The sequence below is a fragment of the Cellulophaga baltica genome (genome assembly GCF_018861125.1).
GTDB classification, from domain to species: domain Bacteria; phylum Bacteroidota; class Bacteroidia; order Flavobacteriales; family Flavobacteriaceae; genus Cellulophaga; species Cellulophaga baltica_A.
Genome location: NZ_JAHKQN010000020.1, coordinates 421,280 through 438,978 on the forward strand (window position 1 = coordinate 421,280; position 17,699 = coordinate 438,978).

General features: G+C 33.5%; 13 protein-coding genes and 1 tRNA gene. 5 read left to right on the forward strand and 9 right to left on the reverse strand.

Features of this window, described 5'->3' with window-relative positions; translation table 11 throughout:
- Positions 1 to 19 precede the first annotated feature (19 nt).
- The gene (locus KO500_RS12220) at positions 20 to 1,351 is read right to left on the reverse strand and encodes a cytochrome c3 family protein (RefSeq protein WP_215956865.1); all 1,332 of its coding nucleotides are present in this window, start codon (positions 1,349 to 1,351) and stop codon (positions 20 to 22) included.
- A 233-nt stretch (positions 1,352 to 1,584) separates the two neighbouring features.
- Here KO500_RS12220 and KO500_RS12225 point away from each other — a divergent pair, with 233 nt between their 5' ends.
- Positions 1,585 to 1,944, forward strand: coding sequence for an SPOR domain-containing protein (locus KO500_RS12225; protein WP_215956826.1), 360 nt, complete (start codon positions 1,585 to 1,587; stop codon positions 1,942 to 1,944).
- Positions 1,945 to 2,024: 80 nt separating this feature from the next.
- Here the strand turns inward: KO500_RS12225 and infB are convergent, their stop codons facing one another.
- The 4 genes from infB to KO500_RS12245 form a co-directional block, all read right to left on the reverse strand.
- Entirely contained in the window at positions 2,025 to 4,883 is a 2,859-nt protein-coding gene (infB, locus tag KO500_RS12230) for a translation initiation factor IF-2 (RefSeq protein WP_215956827.1), read from the reverse strand.
- 43 nt (positions 4,884 to 4,926) lie between these two features.
- Entirely contained in the window at positions 4,927 to 6,159 is a 1,233-nt protein-coding gene (gene nusA, locus KO500_RS12235) for a transcription termination factor NusA (RefSeq protein WP_215956828.1), read from the reverse strand.
- A 12-nt stretch (positions 6,160 to 6,171) separates the two neighbouring features.
- Positions 6,172 to 6,633 (reverse strand): ribosome assembly cofactor RimP, encoded by a 462-nt coding sequence (rimP, locus tag KO500_RS12240; protein ID WP_215956829.1) that lies wholly within the window; start codon positions 6,631 to 6,633, stop codon positions 6,172 to 6,174.
- A gap of 188 nt (positions 6,634 to 6,821) precedes the next feature.
- A tRNA-Gln gene (locus KO500_RS12245) sits at positions 6,822 to 6,893 on the reverse strand.
- A 167-nt stretch (positions 6,894 to 7,060) separates the two neighbouring features.
- On the opposite strand from KO500_RS12245, the gene KO500_RS12250 reads away from it, so the two are divergent.
- Positions 7,061 to 10,408 carry a glycosyltransferase family 117 protein gene (locus tag KO500_RS12250; RefSeq protein WP_215956830.1) on the forward strand — a complete coding sequence of 1,116 codons (3,348 nt, stop codon included), beginning with the start codon at positions 7,061 to 7,063 and terminating at the stop codon, positions 10,406 to 10,408.
- A gap of 54 nt (positions 10,409 to 10,462) precedes the next feature.
- Here the strand turns inward: KO500_RS12250 and KO500_RS12255 are convergent, their stop codons facing one another.
- The 3 genes from KO500_RS12255 to KO500_RS12265 all read right to left on the reverse strand — a co-directional run bounded on the left by KO500_RS12255 (position 10,463) and on the right by KO500_RS12265 (position 12,863).
- Complete coding sequence (locus KO500_RS12255) at positions 10,463 to 10,759, reverse strand: thioredoxin family protein (protein ID WP_215956831.1); 297 nt, start codon at positions 10,757 to 10,759, stop codon at positions 10,463 to 10,465.
- 90 nt (positions 10,760 to 10,849) lie between these two features.
- Entirely contained in the window at positions 10,850 to 12,079 is a 1,230-nt protein-coding gene (locus KO500_RS12260; protein WP_215956832.1) for a metallophosphoesterase, read from the reverse strand.
- A gap of 58 nt (positions 12,080 to 12,137) precedes the next feature.
- Complete coding sequence (locus KO500_RS12265; protein WP_215956833.1) at positions 12,138 to 12,863, reverse strand: copper homeostasis protein CutC; 726 nt, start codon at positions 12,861 to 12,863, stop codon at positions 12,138 to 12,140.
- A gap of 123 nt (positions 12,864 to 12,986) precedes the next feature.
- Between KO500_RS12265 and polA the strand changes: the two genes are divergently transcribed.
- Positions 12,987 to 15,821 carry a DNA polymerase I gene (gene polA, locus KO500_RS12270; RefSeq protein WP_215956834.1) on the forward strand — a complete coding sequence of 945 codons (2,835 nt, stop codon included), beginning with the start codon at positions 12,987 to 12,989 and terminating at the stop codon, positions 15,819 to 15,821.
- A gap of 57 nt (positions 15,822 to 15,878) precedes the next feature.
- Here the strand turns inward: polA and KO500_RS12275 are convergent, their stop codons facing one another.
- On the reverse strand, positions 15,879 to 16,340 hold the full coding sequence (locus KO500_RS12275; protein ID WP_215956835.1) for a hypothetical protein: 462 nt from the start codon (positions 16,338 to 16,340) through the stop codon (positions 15,879 to 15,881).
- Between the two features lie 310 nt (positions 16,341 to 16,650).
- On the opposite strand from KO500_RS12275, the gene rplM reads away from it, so the two are divergent.
- Together rplM and rpsI are read left to right on the forward strand one after the other, a co-directional pair.
- Positions 16,651 to 17,106 (forward strand): 50S ribosomal protein L13, encoded by a 456-nt coding sequence (gene rplM / locus KO500_RS12280; protein ID WP_215956836.1) that lies wholly within the window; start codon positions 16,651 to 16,653, stop codon positions 17,104 to 17,106.
- The gene (rpsI, locus tag KO500_RS12285) at positions 17,107 to 17,493 is read left to right on the forward strand and encodes a 30S ribosomal protein S9 (RefSeq protein WP_215956837.1); all 387 of its coding nucleotides are present in this window, start codon (positions 17,107 to 17,109) and stop codon (positions 17,491 to 17,493) included.
- The last annotated feature ends 206 nt before the right edge of the window (positions 17,494 to 17,699 follow it).

Below are 17,699 nucleotides of genomic sequence, written 5' to 3' on the forward strand. Positions count from 1 at the left end.
TATCTTCTTTGTTAACCTATTAATAGTGACACTTACCACATTCTAATCCACCCATCTGAGCAGCAGTAAGATTTTCTACACCATATTTTTTTGAAAGTTCAGCATGAATTTTCTCGTAATACTCATTCCCCTCAACTTTAACATTTGTCTCTCTATGACAATTAATACACCAACCCATTGTTAATGGAGAATACTGCTCCATAATTTCCATTTCCTCCACAGGTCCATGACAAGTTTGACACTCAACACCTGCAACAGAAACGTGTTGCGAATGATTAAAGTAAGCAAAGTCAGGCAAATTATGAACTCTAACCCATTCTACCGGTTTACTTTCACCTGTATAACTTTGAGTAGACTCATCCCAACCAACAGCTTTATATAATTTTTTAATCTCACCAGTATAAAAATCATTAGTACGACCGTTCGCTAAATCTTCTTGTGAAGGCCCTTCAGGATTACCCGCATACTCAGAAATAGATTTATGACAGTTCATACAAACATTTAATGACGGTATACCTGAAGTTTTTGAAACACGAGCAGAAGAGTGACAATATTTACACTCAATCTTATTATCACCTGCGTGAATTTTATGAGAATAATGAATAGGTTGTACAGGAGCATAACCCTGATCAACACCAACCTGCATCATATAACCATATACAAAATATGCACCACAAAGTATTAAGACCAAAGCACTAACCAATACCAAGAATTGATTTTGAACAAATGCCTTCCAAATTGGCGTTCTTTTCTCAGAAGCCTCTTTTTCCAAAACAACACCATTTGCCTCAGCAATTCTACGCAATGTTTTGTTTACCATAAACAACAACATCACCAACATTGCAAATACTAAAATAAGAGCACCTAACACCAACTCATTAGACAAACCACCCGAAGAAGCTGTTTCGGTTCCCGGAACCGAAGCAACGGGTTTCGCTGGTGCTGGAGGCGGAGCTGCAGTATAAGCAAGAATATTATCTATATCCTCATTAGACAATGTTGGAAAAGGAGTCATAGCTGCTTTATTATACTCATTGTATAATTTATTAGCATAAGCATCACCTGACGCTATAACACTAGGACTATTCTTAACCCAAGCATAAATCCATTGCCTATCCAAACCTTCTTCTTCAAGACTCGCCTCAACATTAGCAAGAGCAGGACCCGTCATTCTCTTATTTAAAGAGTGACAAGCAGCACAGTTCTGGTTAAATAAAGATTTACCCTTAACGGCGTCACCTGCAGAAGCACTTTCATCCTGCGAAAAAAGATTTGCTGAAAATAACAGACAAACTACTAGACTAACACCTAAAACTTTAGAAAATTGATTGCGGTACGTAACCTTTTTCATATTAAAAATTGTTTCTTTTGATTCTTTTGGCACGATTCTTTCTCCTGTAAAAGAATACAACAAATAAACACCTCTGAATCGAAAGCAAAAATACGACATAGACTTTATTTGAGAAATGTTAAGTTCTCTATAATTCACAATTTATATTAATTCTAAATAAAATAATTTTAGTTTCTCTAACCATTTAAAATATACTTTTGTCAAACACATTAAAACGTAAATTAAAAACAACTATGAAAACACTTTTTAACGTATTGATTTTTACTATTTTCATACCAAACAGTAACGCCCAAGAAGCAGAAACAAACATAAATCAAGATTCAAGAATTAACAATTTAGTTCAGTTATACCAGAACGAAAGTGAAAACTCAGAAGACTATCAAATTCAAATTTATAACGGATCATTAAGTAGCGCAAACTCAAAAAAGAATAATTTAGACACTGATTTTCCGAATTGGGAGACAAAAATTAAGCATGTTGATACAGATTACAGAGTACGAATTACAGGTATTAAAACTGCCTTAGAAGCCGAAAGAAAATATATAGAAGTGAGAAAAAAATACCCAGGCGCAATTATCATTACCCCAAACTAATTATCTTAAAAAATGGAACACAAAAAAAGGGATTCAATTTAAATTGAATCCCTTTTTTTATACCACAATAGTCTCTACAACTATTTCAACTTCTTTTTAACAGCAACTTCTTGAAAACCTTCAACAATATCCAACTCTCTAATATCATTGTAGTTCTTAATTTGAAGACCACAGTCATACCCTTTAGAAACTTCTTTAACATCATCTTTAAATCGTTTTAACGAAGTTAATTCTCCTGTAAACACAACTACACCATCTCTAATAAGACGAATGCCTGAACTTCTAAGTATTTTACCACTAGTTACCATACAACCCGCAATAGTACCTACTTTAGATATCTTAAATGTTTCTCTAATTTCAGCAGTACCCGTAATCTCCTCTTTCATTTCTGGAGACAACATACCTTCCATTGCATCCTTAAGATCATTAATTGCATCATAAATAATAGAATACATTCTGATATCTATTTCTTCATTATCCGCAATTGTTCTAGCATTACCCATTGGTCTTACATTAAATCCGATGATAATTGCATCAGAAGCCGAAGCTAACAACACATCTGATTCTGTAATAGGACCAACCGCTTTATGAATAATATTCACTTGAATTTCAGCAGTAGATAATTTTTGGAAAGAATCAGTTAACGCCTCAACCGAACCATCAACATCACCTTTAAGAATAATATTTAACTCTTTAAAGTCTCCAAGAGCAATTCTACGACCAATTTCATCAAGCGTAATATGACGTTGCGTTCTTACAGATTGCTCACGTAATAATTGACCTCTTTTCGCTGCAATTTGTTTCGCTTCACGTTCATCTTCAAGAACATTAAACTTATCACCAGCCTGTGGAGCACCATCTAAACCTAAAATTGATATTGGAGTTGACGGACCTGCTTTTTTGATATTCTTACCACGTTCGTCTTGCATTGCCTTAATCTTACCACTGCAAGTACCAGCTAATACATAATCACCAATTTTTAAAGTACCCGCCTGAACTAGTACAGTAGAAACATAACCTCTACCTTTATCTAAAAAGGCTTCAACCACTGTTCCTGTAGCTAATTTTTCAGGATTCGCTTTCAATTCTAAAAGCTCTGCCTCAAGCAATACTTTTTCTAATAACTCATTAACACCTAAACCTGTTTTAGCAGATATATCATGAGATTGAATTTTACCACCCCAATCTTCTACTAACAAATTCATTTGCGCCAAACCATCTTTAACTTTTTCTGGGTTAGCCGTAGGCTTATCAACCTTATTAATTGCAAAAACAATAGGAACACCCGCTGCTTGCGCATGACTAATCGCTTCTTTTGTTTGAGGCATTATATCATCATCTGCCGCAATAACAATAATTGCAATATCCGTAACTTGAGCACCACGTGCACGCATAGCCGTAAAGGCTTCGTGACCAGGTGTATCTAAAAATGCTATTTTTTGACCACCATCAAGTGTTACTCCGTATGCACCAATATGTTGCGTAATACCACCACTTTCACCGGCAATTACATTTTCTTTACGGATGTAATCCAACAAAGATGTTTTACCGTGATCGACGTGACCCATTACCGTAACAATTGGAGCTCTTTCAATTAAATCTTCAGGAGCATCAACTTCTTCCTCAATTGCTTCTTCAATTTCAGCAGAAACAAACTCCACCTCATATCCGAATTCATCAGCAACAATAGATAATGTCTCGGCATCTAAACGCTGATTCATTGTTACCATTATACCTAATGACATACAAGCAGATATAATTTGAGTTGTAGAAACATTCATCATCGTAGCGACTTCATTAGCCGTTACGAATTCCGTCACTTTTAAAATTTTACTTTCAAGCTCTTGTTGCTCTAAGTCCTTTTCAGTTTGTTGACGGTGTTGATCTCTTTTATCTCTTCTATACTTAGCCCCTTTACCTTTTTTAGATTTACCTTGAAGCTTCTCCAAAGTTTCTCTAACCTGCTTTTGCACATCTTCTTCAGAAGGCTCAACCTTAGGCGCTTGGTTAAATCTAGGATTAGGACCCCTTCTTGGACCGTTATTATTACCCGATCTACCACGAGGACCATTGTTATTACCAGGCTTAGAACCACCGGTATTATTATTACTTACTATTCTTCTTCTACGCTTCTTCTTATCAGCATCACCAGATTTTGGAGCTTCTTTTTTCTTCTTAGGTTTTTCAAACTTAGTAAGATCAATTTTGTCTCCTGTAATTTTAGGACCTGTAAGCTTCTTGTATTGCGTAGTTAATGTTTTAGGCTCAGCAGGTTTTTCTACTTCAGCCACAGGTTTTGGAGCTTCAGTTTTTGACTGTACCTTTTCATTTTTAACAACAGGAGGTTTACTTTTTTGATTCGCCTCAACTTTTTTAGGTACTGGCTTAGCCTTATCCCTAGACTTTGGTTTAGTTTTAGACAAATCAATTTTATCTACAACTTTAAACTTAGGTCTATCAGAGGCTGCCTTGACAACTTTTTGCTCCGCTTTAACAACTTCCTTTTCAGGTGCTTTCTCCTCAATTTTCGGCTTTTCAGCAGTAGGCTCAGGCTTTTCAGCTTCAGCTTCTTTTTTACCTAAATCTATTTTACCAACAGTTTTAGGTCCAGACAATTCAGCTTTAGCCTTAACAACTTGTTCCGCCGCAGCTCTACGCTCTCTTTCGATTCGCTTATCTTCCTGCTCCTGCTCTAATTTTTGCCTTAAAGCTTCTTTTTCTTTTCGCTTCTCTTCACCAACTTCCTTAGATGCAACCTTTTTGCTCATATCTGTTTGGAATTCATCCAACAGAACCTGATACACCTCATTTGAAATTTTAGTGGTAGGCCTTGCGTCCACATCGTGACCTTTGGAACCCAAAAAGTCTACCGCTCTGTCGAGTGAAATGTTCAATTCGCGTAGGACCTTGTTAAGCCTTATTGTTGCATTATCTGCCATAAATACCTGTTACTATACTTAAAATTTCTTGCTAATATATAGCTTAATCTGCTAATTCTTCTTTTAAGATACGAACAACTTCAATAATTGTTTCCTCTTCCAAGTCAGTTCGCTTTACTAAATCGTCAACATCTTGCTCTAATACACTACGAGCAGTATCCATTCCGATCTTCTTAAATTCTTCTATTATCCATGCATCGATCTCATCAGAGAATTCTGTTAACTCAACATCCTCTTCAACACCTTCACGGAACACATCTATTTCATAACCAGTCAATTGACCAGCTAATCTTATATTATGACCACCTCTACCAATTGCTTTTGAAACCTCTTCAGGCCTTAAATACACTTGAGCTGTCATTTTCTCATCATTCAACTTTACAGAAGAAACACGAGCTGGACTTAACGCTCTAGTCACTAACAACTGAGGATTACTTGTCCAGTTGATAACATCTATATTTTCATTACCTAATTCTCTAACTATTCCATGAATACGAGAACCTTTCATACCAACACATGCTCCTACAGGATCAATACGATCATCATAAGAGTCAACCGCCACCTTAGCTTTTTCACCTGGTATTCTAACTACTTTCTTAACCGTAATTAAACCATCAAAAACCTCAGGTATCTCTTGGAAAAATAATTGCTCAAGAAAAGCTGGTGCAGTTCTTGACATTATAATTACAGGCTTATTACCTTTTAACTCAACACTTTCAATAACACCACGCACATTATCACCCTTTCTAAAGAAATCAGCAGAAATCTGCTTTTCTTTTGGCATAATAATCTCATTACCTTCATCATCAAGCAAAATAACTACCTTATGACGTATATGATGCACCTCAGCAGTATATATTTCTCCTTCAAGCTCTTTGAAATGCTTATATATAGTTGTATTGTCATGCTCATGAATTTTTGAAATTAAATTCTGACGCAATGCCAATATAGCTCTTCTACCTAATTGTATTAACTTAACTTCTTCAGAAACATCTTCACCAACCTCAAAATCTGGCTCAATCTTACGTGCCTCTGTTAAAGAAATTTCCTCGTTTGGCTCTTCTACTTCACCATCTTCAACAACAACTCTATTTCTCCAAATCTCTAAATCACCTTTATCAGGGTTAATAATGATATCAAAGTTATCATCAGAACCAAACTTTTTCTTTAAAGCGTTTCTAAAAACATCCTCTAAAATCGCCATTAGCGTTACCCTGTCTATGAACTTATCGTCTTTAAATTCCGAAAAAGATTCGATCAGCGCAATATTTTCCATGTTGATCTACAATTAAAATTTTATAATAACTTTTGCCTCTTCAATGTCAGAATAGACAAACACTTGTTTTTTCTGAACTGTAATTTTACCCTTACCGATTGGCTTTGGCTCACGAGCTTTCCATTCTAAAGTAATCCCCTGATCAGTTGCTTCAGTTAATTTTCCTTCAAATTTAACACCTTGAGACCTGACTTCCAATTCTCTACCTATATTCTTTTTATATTGCCTAGGCATCACCATTGGAGAAGTTGCTCCTGCTGACGCTACCTCAAGAGAAAAATCTTCTTCTTCCCTATCTAAATTATTCTCGATCACTCTACTAAAAGTAATACAATCATTTAAAGAAACACCCTTATCACCATCTAAAGTAATATTGATTTTATTACCAGGCGCCAACTTAAAATCAATCAAAAAAATTGAAGGATTTTCAGCCAGTGTAGTTTCTAACAACGCTAATACTTTTTCTTTAAACATAATTTTAAGCAATAAAAGAGGGGACAAAATGTCCCCTCATATATACTATCTTTTCTTACAGCGTTGCAAATATACATTTTTTAAACATACAATACATACTTAACAACATAAGATTTAACATGTGAAACAAATTCTTTTTAAACAAAAATCCCTGCTCTTTTAAAAAGCAGGGATTTACAAAATATTTGTTGGTCCACAAGGACTCGAACCTTGAATGTCGGTACCAAAAACCGGTGTGTTACCAATTACACCATGGACCATTACCTCTAAAAGAGCTGCAAATTTAAAACAATGTTTTATATCTGCAAACATTTTTTGAAAAAAATTAAAAAAAAATTACCAAACCTCTGTTAAAGGTTTATAAAAAAATGAAACTCATATGTATATAAATTAGTAAATTCGCCATAATTGTTAAACTACAACATAGATGTTTTCTAAGAATTTTGAAAAATGGGATTCCATCACAGGATGGTTTGTTTTTTTTATTGCAATAATAACGTATTGGATTACCGTAGAACCAACGGGGAGTTTTTGGGATGCTGGTGAATATATTGCCACTTCAGCCAAACTACAAGTTGGCCACCCACCAGGAGCTCCACTTTTGCAAATGATAGGTGCATTTTTTGCGATGTTCGCTTTTGAATCTAGTCAAATTGCCCTTATGGTCAACTATGTTTCAGGCGTATCAAGTGCCTTTACTATATTATTCATGTTTTGGACAATTACCAATCTAACTAAAAAAATGGTTGCTAAAGACGAAGTTATTACAAATAGCAAAGCTTTAGTTATTTTAGCAAGTGGTTTAGTTGGATCTTTAGCTTTCACTTTTTCTGATAGCTTTTGGTTCAATGCTGTTGAAACCGAAGTGTACTCAATGGCAAGTTTTATTATGTCATTACTACTTTGGATGGGATTAAAATGGGTTGACAATTTAAATGAACCCAGAGGTAACAAATGGCTTGTTTTAATTTCTTTTATTGTTGGTTTAACATTCGGAATTCAATTTATGGGATTCTTAGCCATCCCATCAATAGGTTTGTTATATTATTTCAAAACCTACAAAGAAACTACCATCAAAAACTTTTTACTTGCAAACATTATATCAGTAGCAGTATTAATGCTTGTTTACAAATTCTCACTCACCTATATATTAGTAGCATTTGGCTGGAGTGAAGTATTCTTTATTAATACAATAGGTTTACCTTTTAACTCTGGGTCAATTATAATGGGAATTATATTTGTTTCTGTATTTTTCTTTGCTTTACGCTACACAAGAAATAACAATTACAAAACTACAAACACTATTGTTTTGTGCTTAATGTTTCTTTTTTTAGGATTTTCATCTTGGTTAATGTTGCCAATTAGAGCAAATGCCAATGTTGTTATTAATGAAAACGATCCTTCTGATGCACGTTCACTCTTAGCATATTACAATAGAGAGCAATACCCAGGCGTAGATAGTCCTTTTTACGGTGCTTATTACTCAAATGCTTTTGCAGGACCAGGAGCAGATAAAGATGACAAACCTAAATATGAAAAAGACGAAAAAACTGGCACATACATTATCGTAAATAAATACAAAAACGCCACACAAGGACCGAACAAAAAACACGTTGGCTTGTTACCAAGAATGTGGAGTGAACAAACCATGGAAAATTACATGCGTTATTTTGGTCCATTAGATTTTAAAACAAAAACTAATAGCGAAGAGTTACAAAAAGCAGTTTCTCAATTAAGAACTGGTTATGCTAAAGGTGAAATTGGAGAAGACCAATATATTCAATTCTTAAATCGCTTTGGAGATTATATTGAAGTTCAGCCACCAACTTTATGGCAAAACATAAAATACATGTTTGAATTTCAATTCGGTTATATGTACTGGCGTTATTTTATGTGGAATTTCACCGGAAAACAGAATGACAAACAAGGAAGATATGATGAGAATGGCAATTGGCTAAGTGGTATAAATGCAATAGATTCTATCCGTTTAGGAAGTCAAGAAAACCTACCCAGTGATGTATTAAACAACAAAGGAAGAAACACGTACTTCTTTTTACCATTAATATTAGGCATTATCGGAATATTATTTCAAATTGGAAAAAACCCTAAGCATTTTTGGGTACTTTTTGTTTTCTTCATATTCACTGGTATTGCAATTCAATTTTACACCAACCCATACATATTTCAACCAAGAGAACGTGACTACTCCTTAGTAGGCTCATTCTATATTTTTGCAATTTGGTTAGGAATTGGGGTTTACGGTTTATTCGACGCACTAAAAAAATACATCACCCCTAAAATATTAGCACCAGCAGTAATCGTAATATGTTTTCTTGCCGCACCATTTTTAATGGCTTTTCAAAACTGGGATGACCACGATAGATCAAATAGATTTACAGCTAAATCTACAGCAATTGACTACTTAGAGTCCACTCAAAAAGATGCCGGCTCAATACTGTTCACTATAGGTGATAATGACACATTCCCATTATGGTACGCGCAAGAAATTGAAGGAATAAGAACTGATGTCCGTATAGTCAACACAAGTCTTTTTGCTACAGATTGGTACATTGACCAAATGAAGAAAAAGGCTTACACTAGCGAACCTATACCTTCGCAATTGACTCACAAACAATATCGAGTAGGTTCTCGTGATGCTGTTTACTACCAAAATGTAGACCAACTTTACAACAAAAACATATCAGAATCTAGATGGAATATTAAAGACTTCATGGATTGGGTTGGTAGCGACAAACCACAAACAAAACTTAGAAGCGTTATTGAATCATCACAAGATCAAGATGTATCCGAATATCCTGAAAACACATTAGACATTGTTTTTTACCCAACTAACCATATTCGTGTTCCTGTAAACAAGAAGAATGTTTTAGAAAGTGGCATCGTAAAAGCTAAAGACTCTGCTTTAATTGTAGATTATATAGATATAGAATTACCTAAAAGTGCTTTACCCAAAAACAGACTTTTAATGCTTGACTTATTGGCTAACAATGACTGGAAACGACCTATTTACTTTTCAGGCGGAAGTTTTGATAGTGGTGAATATATTTGGATGAAAGAATATTTACAATTAGACGGACTTGCCTATAAATTAGTACCTATTAAAACTGTGAATGATAGTTCATATGAAATGGGTCGTATTGATAGCGAATTAATGTACAATATCGTCAAAAAATGGAAATGGGGCAACTCAGGTAGCTCAGAAATTTACCATGACACACAAACTCGCATTCAAGGCTTATCATTTAGAGGTAACATTGCAAGGTTAGTTGAGCAATTGATTAATGAAAACAAAATTGAAAAGGCAAAAGAAATGATTGACATAGCTATGAAAAATATGCCTGTTGATTATTTTGAATACTACACATTTGTTGAACCTTTTGTTGACGGTTACTATAAAGTTGGAGAAACTGAAAAAGCGAGAGCACTTTTCTCTCAATTAAAAACTAAATATCAAGAGCGTTTAGAGTATTATACTAGCATGCCTTTAGATGAGCAATACGAAAAACTAAATGAAATTATTGGCGACATGGAAGCTTATAACAGAAATGTTGATATTCTGATAAGAAATGGAGATAGAGAAATCGCCGAAAAAGAAACTTTAATATTTAATGAGTACATTGATAAGTTCAGCAGATTTGTAGATGGCAGTGAAGATCCTTTGATTCAAGAACCAGAAATGGAAGATCCTGATTTACAAGGCACAAATCAATTAGACACATCACAACAACAAGAAGCAACAAATACTGAAGAATAAAAATAAAAAAAACCGAGATTAGCATCTCGGTTTTTTTACTTTCTTTTGCTTCAACTAAACATAGCCACTAAGGATGCCAATAAGTGTATTAGCATCTTGCGAACCACTTTGTCGCCAAACCATTTCTCCTTTTACATATATCATTAATGTAGGTAAACCTTTTACTCGTAATACCTGAGAAAGCTCTTTATTCTTATCTACATCAATCTTAATAACTTTACCTCTATCTCCTAAAGCCGATGCAACATCACGCAACACAGTATGCATTGAGGTTGATTGTTCATTCCATTCTGCGTAAAAATCAAGCAAAACCGGAACGTTAGATTCTATTAATTCTCCAAATTTAGACATACACTAATGTTTATATTCGCTACTCAAAAGTAGTAAAAAATGTTAAATCAAGGTTTTTTACATTATTTAAACGTTAAAACGCACTAATATTTAACTAAGCTCCTTCTTTTTTAATGTGATAACGGTTATTTCTGGCCAAATACCAACTCTACCAGGATATCCTAAAAAACCAAAACCCCTATTTACGTTTATATATTGACCTAGCTCTTTATAAATACCTGCCCAGTATTTATAGCGCCATTTAATAGGACTCCATTTTACCCAACCTGGAATTTCTATTCCAAATTGCATACCATGTGTATGACCACTAAGTGTTAGGTGATAATGATAATCATCATGAATAACTTCATCTTCCCAATGGCTTGGATCATGACTCATTAATATTTTAAAATCATCATTAGTAATATTATTAACTGCTAATTTTAAGTCGCCAGCTTTCTTAAAACCACCTCTACCCCAATTTTCAACACCAACTAAAGCAATTCTACTTCCTTCTTTTTCTAAATAACGACTTTCATTAAGTAGCAAATCAAACCCCATTTCTTTTTGGAGGAATTTCAAATCGTCTAAATTTCTATCTTTTTCTTCTGGAGAATTCCAATCTACATAATCACCATAATCATGATTACCTAAGACAGAAAACTTACCATCTTTAGCTTCTAACTTTGAAAATAAATCTTTCCACGGCTTCATTTCAGAAGCCTTATTGTTAACCATATCTCCTGTAAACAATAGAATATCGCTTTTTTGCTCATTTATAAGATCAATAGCATATTCTATTTTTTTACGATTATCAAAACTCCCACTATGTACATCAGAAATTTGGGTTATCTGATAACCATTAAACTCCTCAGGCAAATCATCATATTCTAAAGTATATTTTAAAACCTTAAAATTATATTTACCCTTATACATACCGTATAGTAATGCTCCAAAAGGTATTGCCGCAATACCTAAACCAATCATACTTAAAAATCGTCTTCGCTCCGGAAGAATAAATTGCTTAGATACACCAAAAAACTTTTTATAGGTAGCTACAAAAAACCTTATAACATCTTCTGAAAAAAGAAATAGAACTGTAAATAAATTAAAAACTAACACTATTAAAAAGAAACTAAATGCGTAACTTTTTGGTTTCGTTAGAACACGACCTTCATCAGCACCAAAAGTAAACTGATATATAAAATTACCCAACACTAATGCTGTAATAGCTATAAAAATATAATAAACCCATTTGAATTTAAACACCGTTTTTAATGCCTGCGTAGCATAGAAAGCTAATACAACATACAAAAAGATAAAAATAATTGATCGAACCATTTAACAAACTTTTATTTACAAAGGTATTTTTAATTAAAAGAAGAAGTATCTCATTTAATTATAATTTAACCTTGTTTACAATATGCGATACAGTAGTCGCACTTGATACTATTCGCTTACTTTCATCTAAAAAAGGCAAATAACTCATTGACAATTCTGGTCTATTTAAATTTATTTCTCGAATTTCAGAACCCGACAAATGCACCCATTCAAAATTCCTTGTTGCAAATTCAGAAACATTTGCGCTATTTATTCCAGCACCTGGCATTACTATACAATTTCTTGATTTTGATTGTAATTGAGAGAGAAAATCAATACCTGCAACAGCAGATTTCTTTTGCCCAGAACTTAACAGGTAGTTTACACCTAAATCTTCTAAAACCTCAAACGATTCTACTGGATTATTAACCCAGTCAAATGCACGATGAAAAGTAAAATTCATCTCTTTAGAGGCTTCAATAAGCAGTTTTGTACTTTTTATATTAATTGTAAAATCAGTTTTTAAAATTCCTGAAACAATACCCGCAAAACCAAACTCTTCACAAAGCTTAATATCACTTAACATAATTTCTAATTCATTATCTGAATACACAAAATCACCACTTCTAGGTCTTATTAAAATGTGAACCGGAATACTAATGTGCTCTTTAATAGTTTTAAGCAAACCATAAGTTGGTGTAAGACCTCCTAAACCCAACTCCATACAAAGTTCAATTCTACTAGCCCCACCTTTTTCTGCATTTAGAGCTGACTCTAATGAATTTGCACAAACTTCAACGAACATAAACTAATATTTTAAAGGTTACAAAACTTAAAAAGTAATAATAACGGTTCATATTTTAAATGTAATTACAAAGATAAAATTAGATAATCTTCGTAGTTTTGAAACTCTTGAATCGAAAATAAAATGTCAGATAAAAAAAAATTATTTCTACTTGATGCCTATGCATTAATATTTCGTGGTTACTACGCATTAATAAAAAATCCTAGAATAAACTCTAAAGGAATGGACACCTCTGCAATTATGGGGTTTATGAATTCTCTTTTAGATGTCATTAGAAGAGAAAAGCCTGATCATTTAGCCGTATGTTTTGACAAAGGTGGTAGTGCTGAGCGTACCGAATTATTTCCTGAATATAAAGCAAATCGTGACGTAACACCCGATGCTATCAAAATAGCAGTACCTTATATACAAGATATTTTAAGTGCCATGCATATCCCTGCAGTTGTTTTAGAAGGCTGGGAAGCAGATGACATTATTGGAACCTTAGCAAAACAAGCCGAAAAAGAGGATTACCAGGTATACATGGTTACTCCTGACAAAGATTTTGGACAACTTGTATCTGAAAATATATTTATGTATCGCCCAGCACGTATGGGTAACGGTATTGAAATTTGGGGAATTCCTGAAATTCAAAAACGTTTTGGTGTAGAACGTCCTGAACAGGTTATTGACTATTTAGGTATGATGGGTGATGCTAGTGATAATATTCCTGGCTTACCTGGCGTTGGCGATAAAACGGCTAAAAAATTCATATCTGAATTTGGTTCTATGGAAAATCTTTTAGCCAATACCGATAAATTAAAAGGTAAAATGAAAGAAAAAGTTGAGCAAAACGCTGAGCTAGGTTTACTTTCTAAAAAATTAGCAACTATTTGTATTGATTGTGATGTAACTTTTAATGCTAATGATTACGAACTAACTGAACCTGATGCCGAAAAAGTTCAAGTTCTTTTTGAAGAATTAGAATTCAGAAGACTAAAGGATCAGTTTTTAAAGTTATTTTCCAAAGAAGAAGAAAAAACAAACTCAGAACCAACAACGGATAAAACAAAAAAGAAAGCAACCGAAGCTGGTGTTGGACAATTCTCTTTATTTGGAGGTGACCCAAGTACTGCTTCTGGCAGCCCTCAAGAATATTCGAGCAGAAAAACAATCAAAGACATATCCCATATTTACCAGAGTATTGCACCTGGCATGGCTATGAAACTTTTTCTTCAAAACTTAATGAAACAAACTTCTGTTTGCTTTGATACGGAAACAACAGGCTTGAACCCATTAACAGCAGAATTAGTTGGCATTGCCTTTTCATGGGAAGCATCAAAAGGTTTTTACATTCCTTTTCCTGAAGATAAAAATGAAGCCCAAGAATTAATTGAACAATTACGACCTTTTTTTGAATCTGAAAGTATTGAGAAGATTGGTCAGAATTTAAAATATGATATTAAGGTTTTAGATAAATATGACATTACAGTAAAAGGCACTTATTTTGATACTATGCTTGCGCATTATCTTATAAACCCTGATATGCGACATAATATGGACGTGCTTGCTGAAACATATTTAAACTACACACCTGTTTCTATTACCGAGTTAATTGGCAAAAAAGGAAAAAACCAATTAAGCATGCGTGATGTACCTGTAGAAAAACAAACAGAATACGCTGTTGAAGATGCTGATATTACATACCAATTAGCAACACACTTTAAACCTGAATTATCAGAAGCAAAAACAGAAGATTTATTTAATAATATTGAAGTTCCTTTATTACGAGTTTTAGCCGCAATGGAATTAGAAGGTATTAAATTAGATAAAGAGTTTTTAGATTCTCTTTCAGATGATTTAAATAACGACATTAAAACATTAGAAGAAAAAATATATACAGAAGCTGACGAAGAGTTCAATATTGGATCGCCAAAACAACTAGGGGAAATTCTTTTTGAAAAACTAAAACTAGTTGATAAACCTAAAAAAACAAAGACAGGTCAATATTCAACTGCAGAAGATGTTTTATCTTATTTAGCAAAAGATCATGAAATTATTCAAAATGTATTAGAATATAGAGGTCTTGCTAAACTTAAAAGCACCTATGTTGATGCACTACCAAATCAAATAGAAGAAAGTACCGGTAGAGTTCATACAGATTATATGCAAACTGTTGCCGCGACTGGTCGTTTAAGTAGCAATAACCCTAACCTACAAAACATACCCATTAGAACAGAGAGAGGAAGGCAAGTTCGTAAAGCCTTTGTACCTAGAAGTGACGAGTACACTTTGCTTGCTGCAGATTACTCTCAAATAGAACTTAGAATTATTGCTGCTCTAAGTGAAGAAACCACAATGATTGAAGCATTTAAAAATGGAGAAGATATTCACGCTTCAACTGCTTCAAAAGTTTTTAATGTTCCCTTAGAAGAAGTTACCAGAGAACAACGTAGTAATGCTAAAACTGTAAACTTTGGTATTATATATGGTGTTTCAGCTTTCGGGCTAAGTAATCAAACAGAATTATCAAGAGCAGAAGCAAAAGAATTAATTGACACTTATTACAAAACATATCCAAAACTAAGAAACTACATGAGCGAGCTAGTTGATTTTGCCCGCGAAAATGGCTATGTACAAACTGTACTAGGCAGACGTAGATATTTAAAAGGTATTAACGGTAGTAATGCAATTGTTCGAGGAGCTGCAGAGCGTAATGCTGTAAACGCACCGATACAAGGTAGTGCCGCCGATATAATAAAAATTGCAATGATAAATATTTACAATAAATTAGAAAAAGGTAACTATAAAACAAAAATGCTACTTCAGGTACATGATGAATTAGTTTTTGATGTATACAAACCCGAACTAGAAGAAATAAAAGTGCTTATTAAACACGAAATGGAAAACGCTTATAAATTAGAAGTTCCATTAGACGTTGAAGTAGGCTTAGGTAATAATTGGCTTGAAGCTCATTAACAATAAAAAAGCCCTTTGTATTTTCAAAGGGCTTTTTTATGACAAAGGATAACATAATTATTCTTTTGTAAATATAAGACTTGAACCTGGCAATAAATCAGCCACATCTTCACCTTCAAAGACTTCAGAAGGAACAATTAATGTATATTCGGTTAACTCAATAGTAATAGTCTGTGTAGTTAATTCCTCATCAACAAAAGATAATTGGTCGCCATCTAATTTCCAAACGGTAGTTTCTGAAGCTACTTCTTTAGGACACTCGGTATAACTTTCTTCATTTTCAAAAAGTGCCACAGTGGTTTCTAAAGTCATATCATTATTAAAATCTAAAGTCGCAATATCACAACCACTTTCAACTAAACCTATAATTGCAGCTTGGACAAACACACTTTCAATCGTAGTACTAGAAGTTTCAATATCTGTAAATTTCCAAAAACCTATGATTGGAGATTCTTCAACAGCTACATCATCATCTGAATTATTATCAGTAGAACAAGAAAACACTAAAAAAAAAAACATAAAAAAATTATTAGAACTTTATAATTCATAATATCAATAAAATTAAGGTTGTTAAACAAACTTAACTTGAAAAAACTTAAAAACAATCAGTTTGGAACGAAATAAAACCACCAAAACAAGTATTATAGATATATTTGCAACCATAATATTCAAAAAATACAAATGGCTAAGCCTTGTTATTTCAACAAAAAACATAGGTAAAATAAAAATAATTAAATTATTTAGCACCAAGCATTTGTTATTCAAGTTAATAATTGTACATTTGCACCCCATTAATGGGATTTAAGTGTTTAATAAATAAAAAATTACTGTGGACACATTAAGCTACAAAACAATTTCGGCGAACAAAGCAACTGTTGATAAACAATGGGTGTTAGTTGATGCAGAAGGAGAAACATTAGGTCGTTTTGCTTCAAAAGTTGCAAAATTACTAAGAGGAAAATATAAGCCAAGTTTTACACCACACGTAGATTGTGGTGATAATGTAGTTGTTATCAACGCAGACAAAATAAACTTGACAGGAAATAAGTGGGAAAGTAAAACCTACGTTCGCCATACTGGTTACCCAGGTGGTCAAAGATTTCAAACTGCGAGAGAAGCTATGGATAAAAATCCAGTTAGCGTTGTTGAGCGTTCTATAAAAGGGATGCTTCCTAAAAACAGATTGGGTGCGGCAATTTTCCGTAACTTAAAAGTTAATGCAGGAACTCAACATGGTCAAGAGGCGCAGAAACCAACCGTAATTAATTTAAACGACCTTAAGTAAATGGACGTAATTCACAAAATAGGAAGAAGAAAAACTGCAGTTGCACGTGTTTATCTTTCACAAGGAGAAGGTAAAATTACAGTTAACAAAAAGGATTTAGAAGTATATTTCCCAACTGCAACTTTACAATATAAAGTAAAACAAGCATTTGCTTTAACTGAAACTGAAGATGCTTACGATGTAAAAGTAAACGTATTTGGTGGTGGTATCACTGGTCAAGCTGAAGCTATTCGTTTAGCATTATCTAGAGCAATGTGTGAGATTGATGCCGAAAACAGAACTATTCTTAAACCAGAAGGTTTATTAACTAGAGACCCTAGAATGGTTGAACGTAAGAAATTCGGTCAGAAGAAAGCTCGTAAAAAATTCCAATTCTCAAAACGTTAATCGTAGAGAATTATATATTAAACTGTTTATTCAGTTTATACACAAGTTCATTGAAAACCCTGAAAAATATCTTTTCAGGGTTAAATTTTAAATATCAAGTTGTTGTTAGTCCAAAGGCATAACAGCTTTTGGAAACTAGTTTAGCATCTAAATAGTAAAGGCCACAAAAAATAAGTGCCACTTTATTATTGCTAATTCAACAGAAC

What these genes read in the sequence shown, in the direction of transcription:
- nusA (WP_215956828.1), bottom strand. Translation starts at nt 6,159, where the DNA reads ATGGAAAATATTGCGCTGATCGAATCTTTTTCGGAATTTAAAGACGAT.
- KO500_RS12275 (WP_215956835.1), bottom strand. Translation starts at nt 16,340, where the DNA reads ATGTTTTTTTTTTTAGTGTTTTCTTGTTCTACTGATAATAATTCAGAT.
- KO500_RS12265 (WP_215956833.1), bottom strand. Translation starts at nt 12,863, where the DNA reads ATGTTCGTTGAAGTTTGTGCAAATTCATTAGAGTCAGCTCTAAATGCA.
- polA (WP_215956834.1), top strand. Translation starts at nt 12,987, where the DNA reads ATGTCAGATAAAAAAAAATTATTTCTACTTGATGCCTATGCATTAATA.
- KO500_RS12250 (WP_215956830.1), top strand. Translation starts at nt 7,061, where the DNA reads ATGTTTTCTAAGAATTTTGAAAAATGGGATTCCATCACAGGATGGTTT.
- KO500_RS12260 (WP_215956832.1), bottom strand. Translation starts at nt 12,079, where the DNA reads ATGGTTCGATCAATTATTTTTATCTTTTTGTATGTTGTATTAGCTTTC.
- infB (WP_215956827.1), bottom strand. Translation starts at nt 4,883, where the DNA reads ATGGCAGATAATGCAACAATAAGGCTTAACAAGGTCCTACGCGAATTG.
- KO500_RS12255 (WP_215956831.1), bottom strand. Translation starts at nt 10,759, where the DNA reads ATGTCTAAATTTGGAGAATTAATAGAATCTAACGTTCCGGTTTTGCTT.
- KO500_RS12220 (WP_215956865.1), bottom strand. Translation starts at nt 1,351, where the DNA reads ATGAAAAAGGTTACGTACCGCAATCAATTTTCTAAAGTTTTAGGTGTT.
- KO500_RS12225 (WP_215956826.1), top strand. Translation starts at nt 1,585, where the DNA reads ATGAAAACACTTTTTAACGTATTGATTTTTACTATTTTCATACCAAAC.
- rpsI (WP_215956837.1), top strand. Translation starts at nt 17,107, where the DNA reads ATGGACGTAATTCACAAAATAGGAAGAAGAAAAACTGCAGTTGCACGT.
- rimP (WP_215956829.1), bottom strand. Translation starts at nt 6,633, where the DNA reads ATGTTTAAAGAAAAAGTATTAGCGTTGTTAGAAACTACACTGGCTGAA.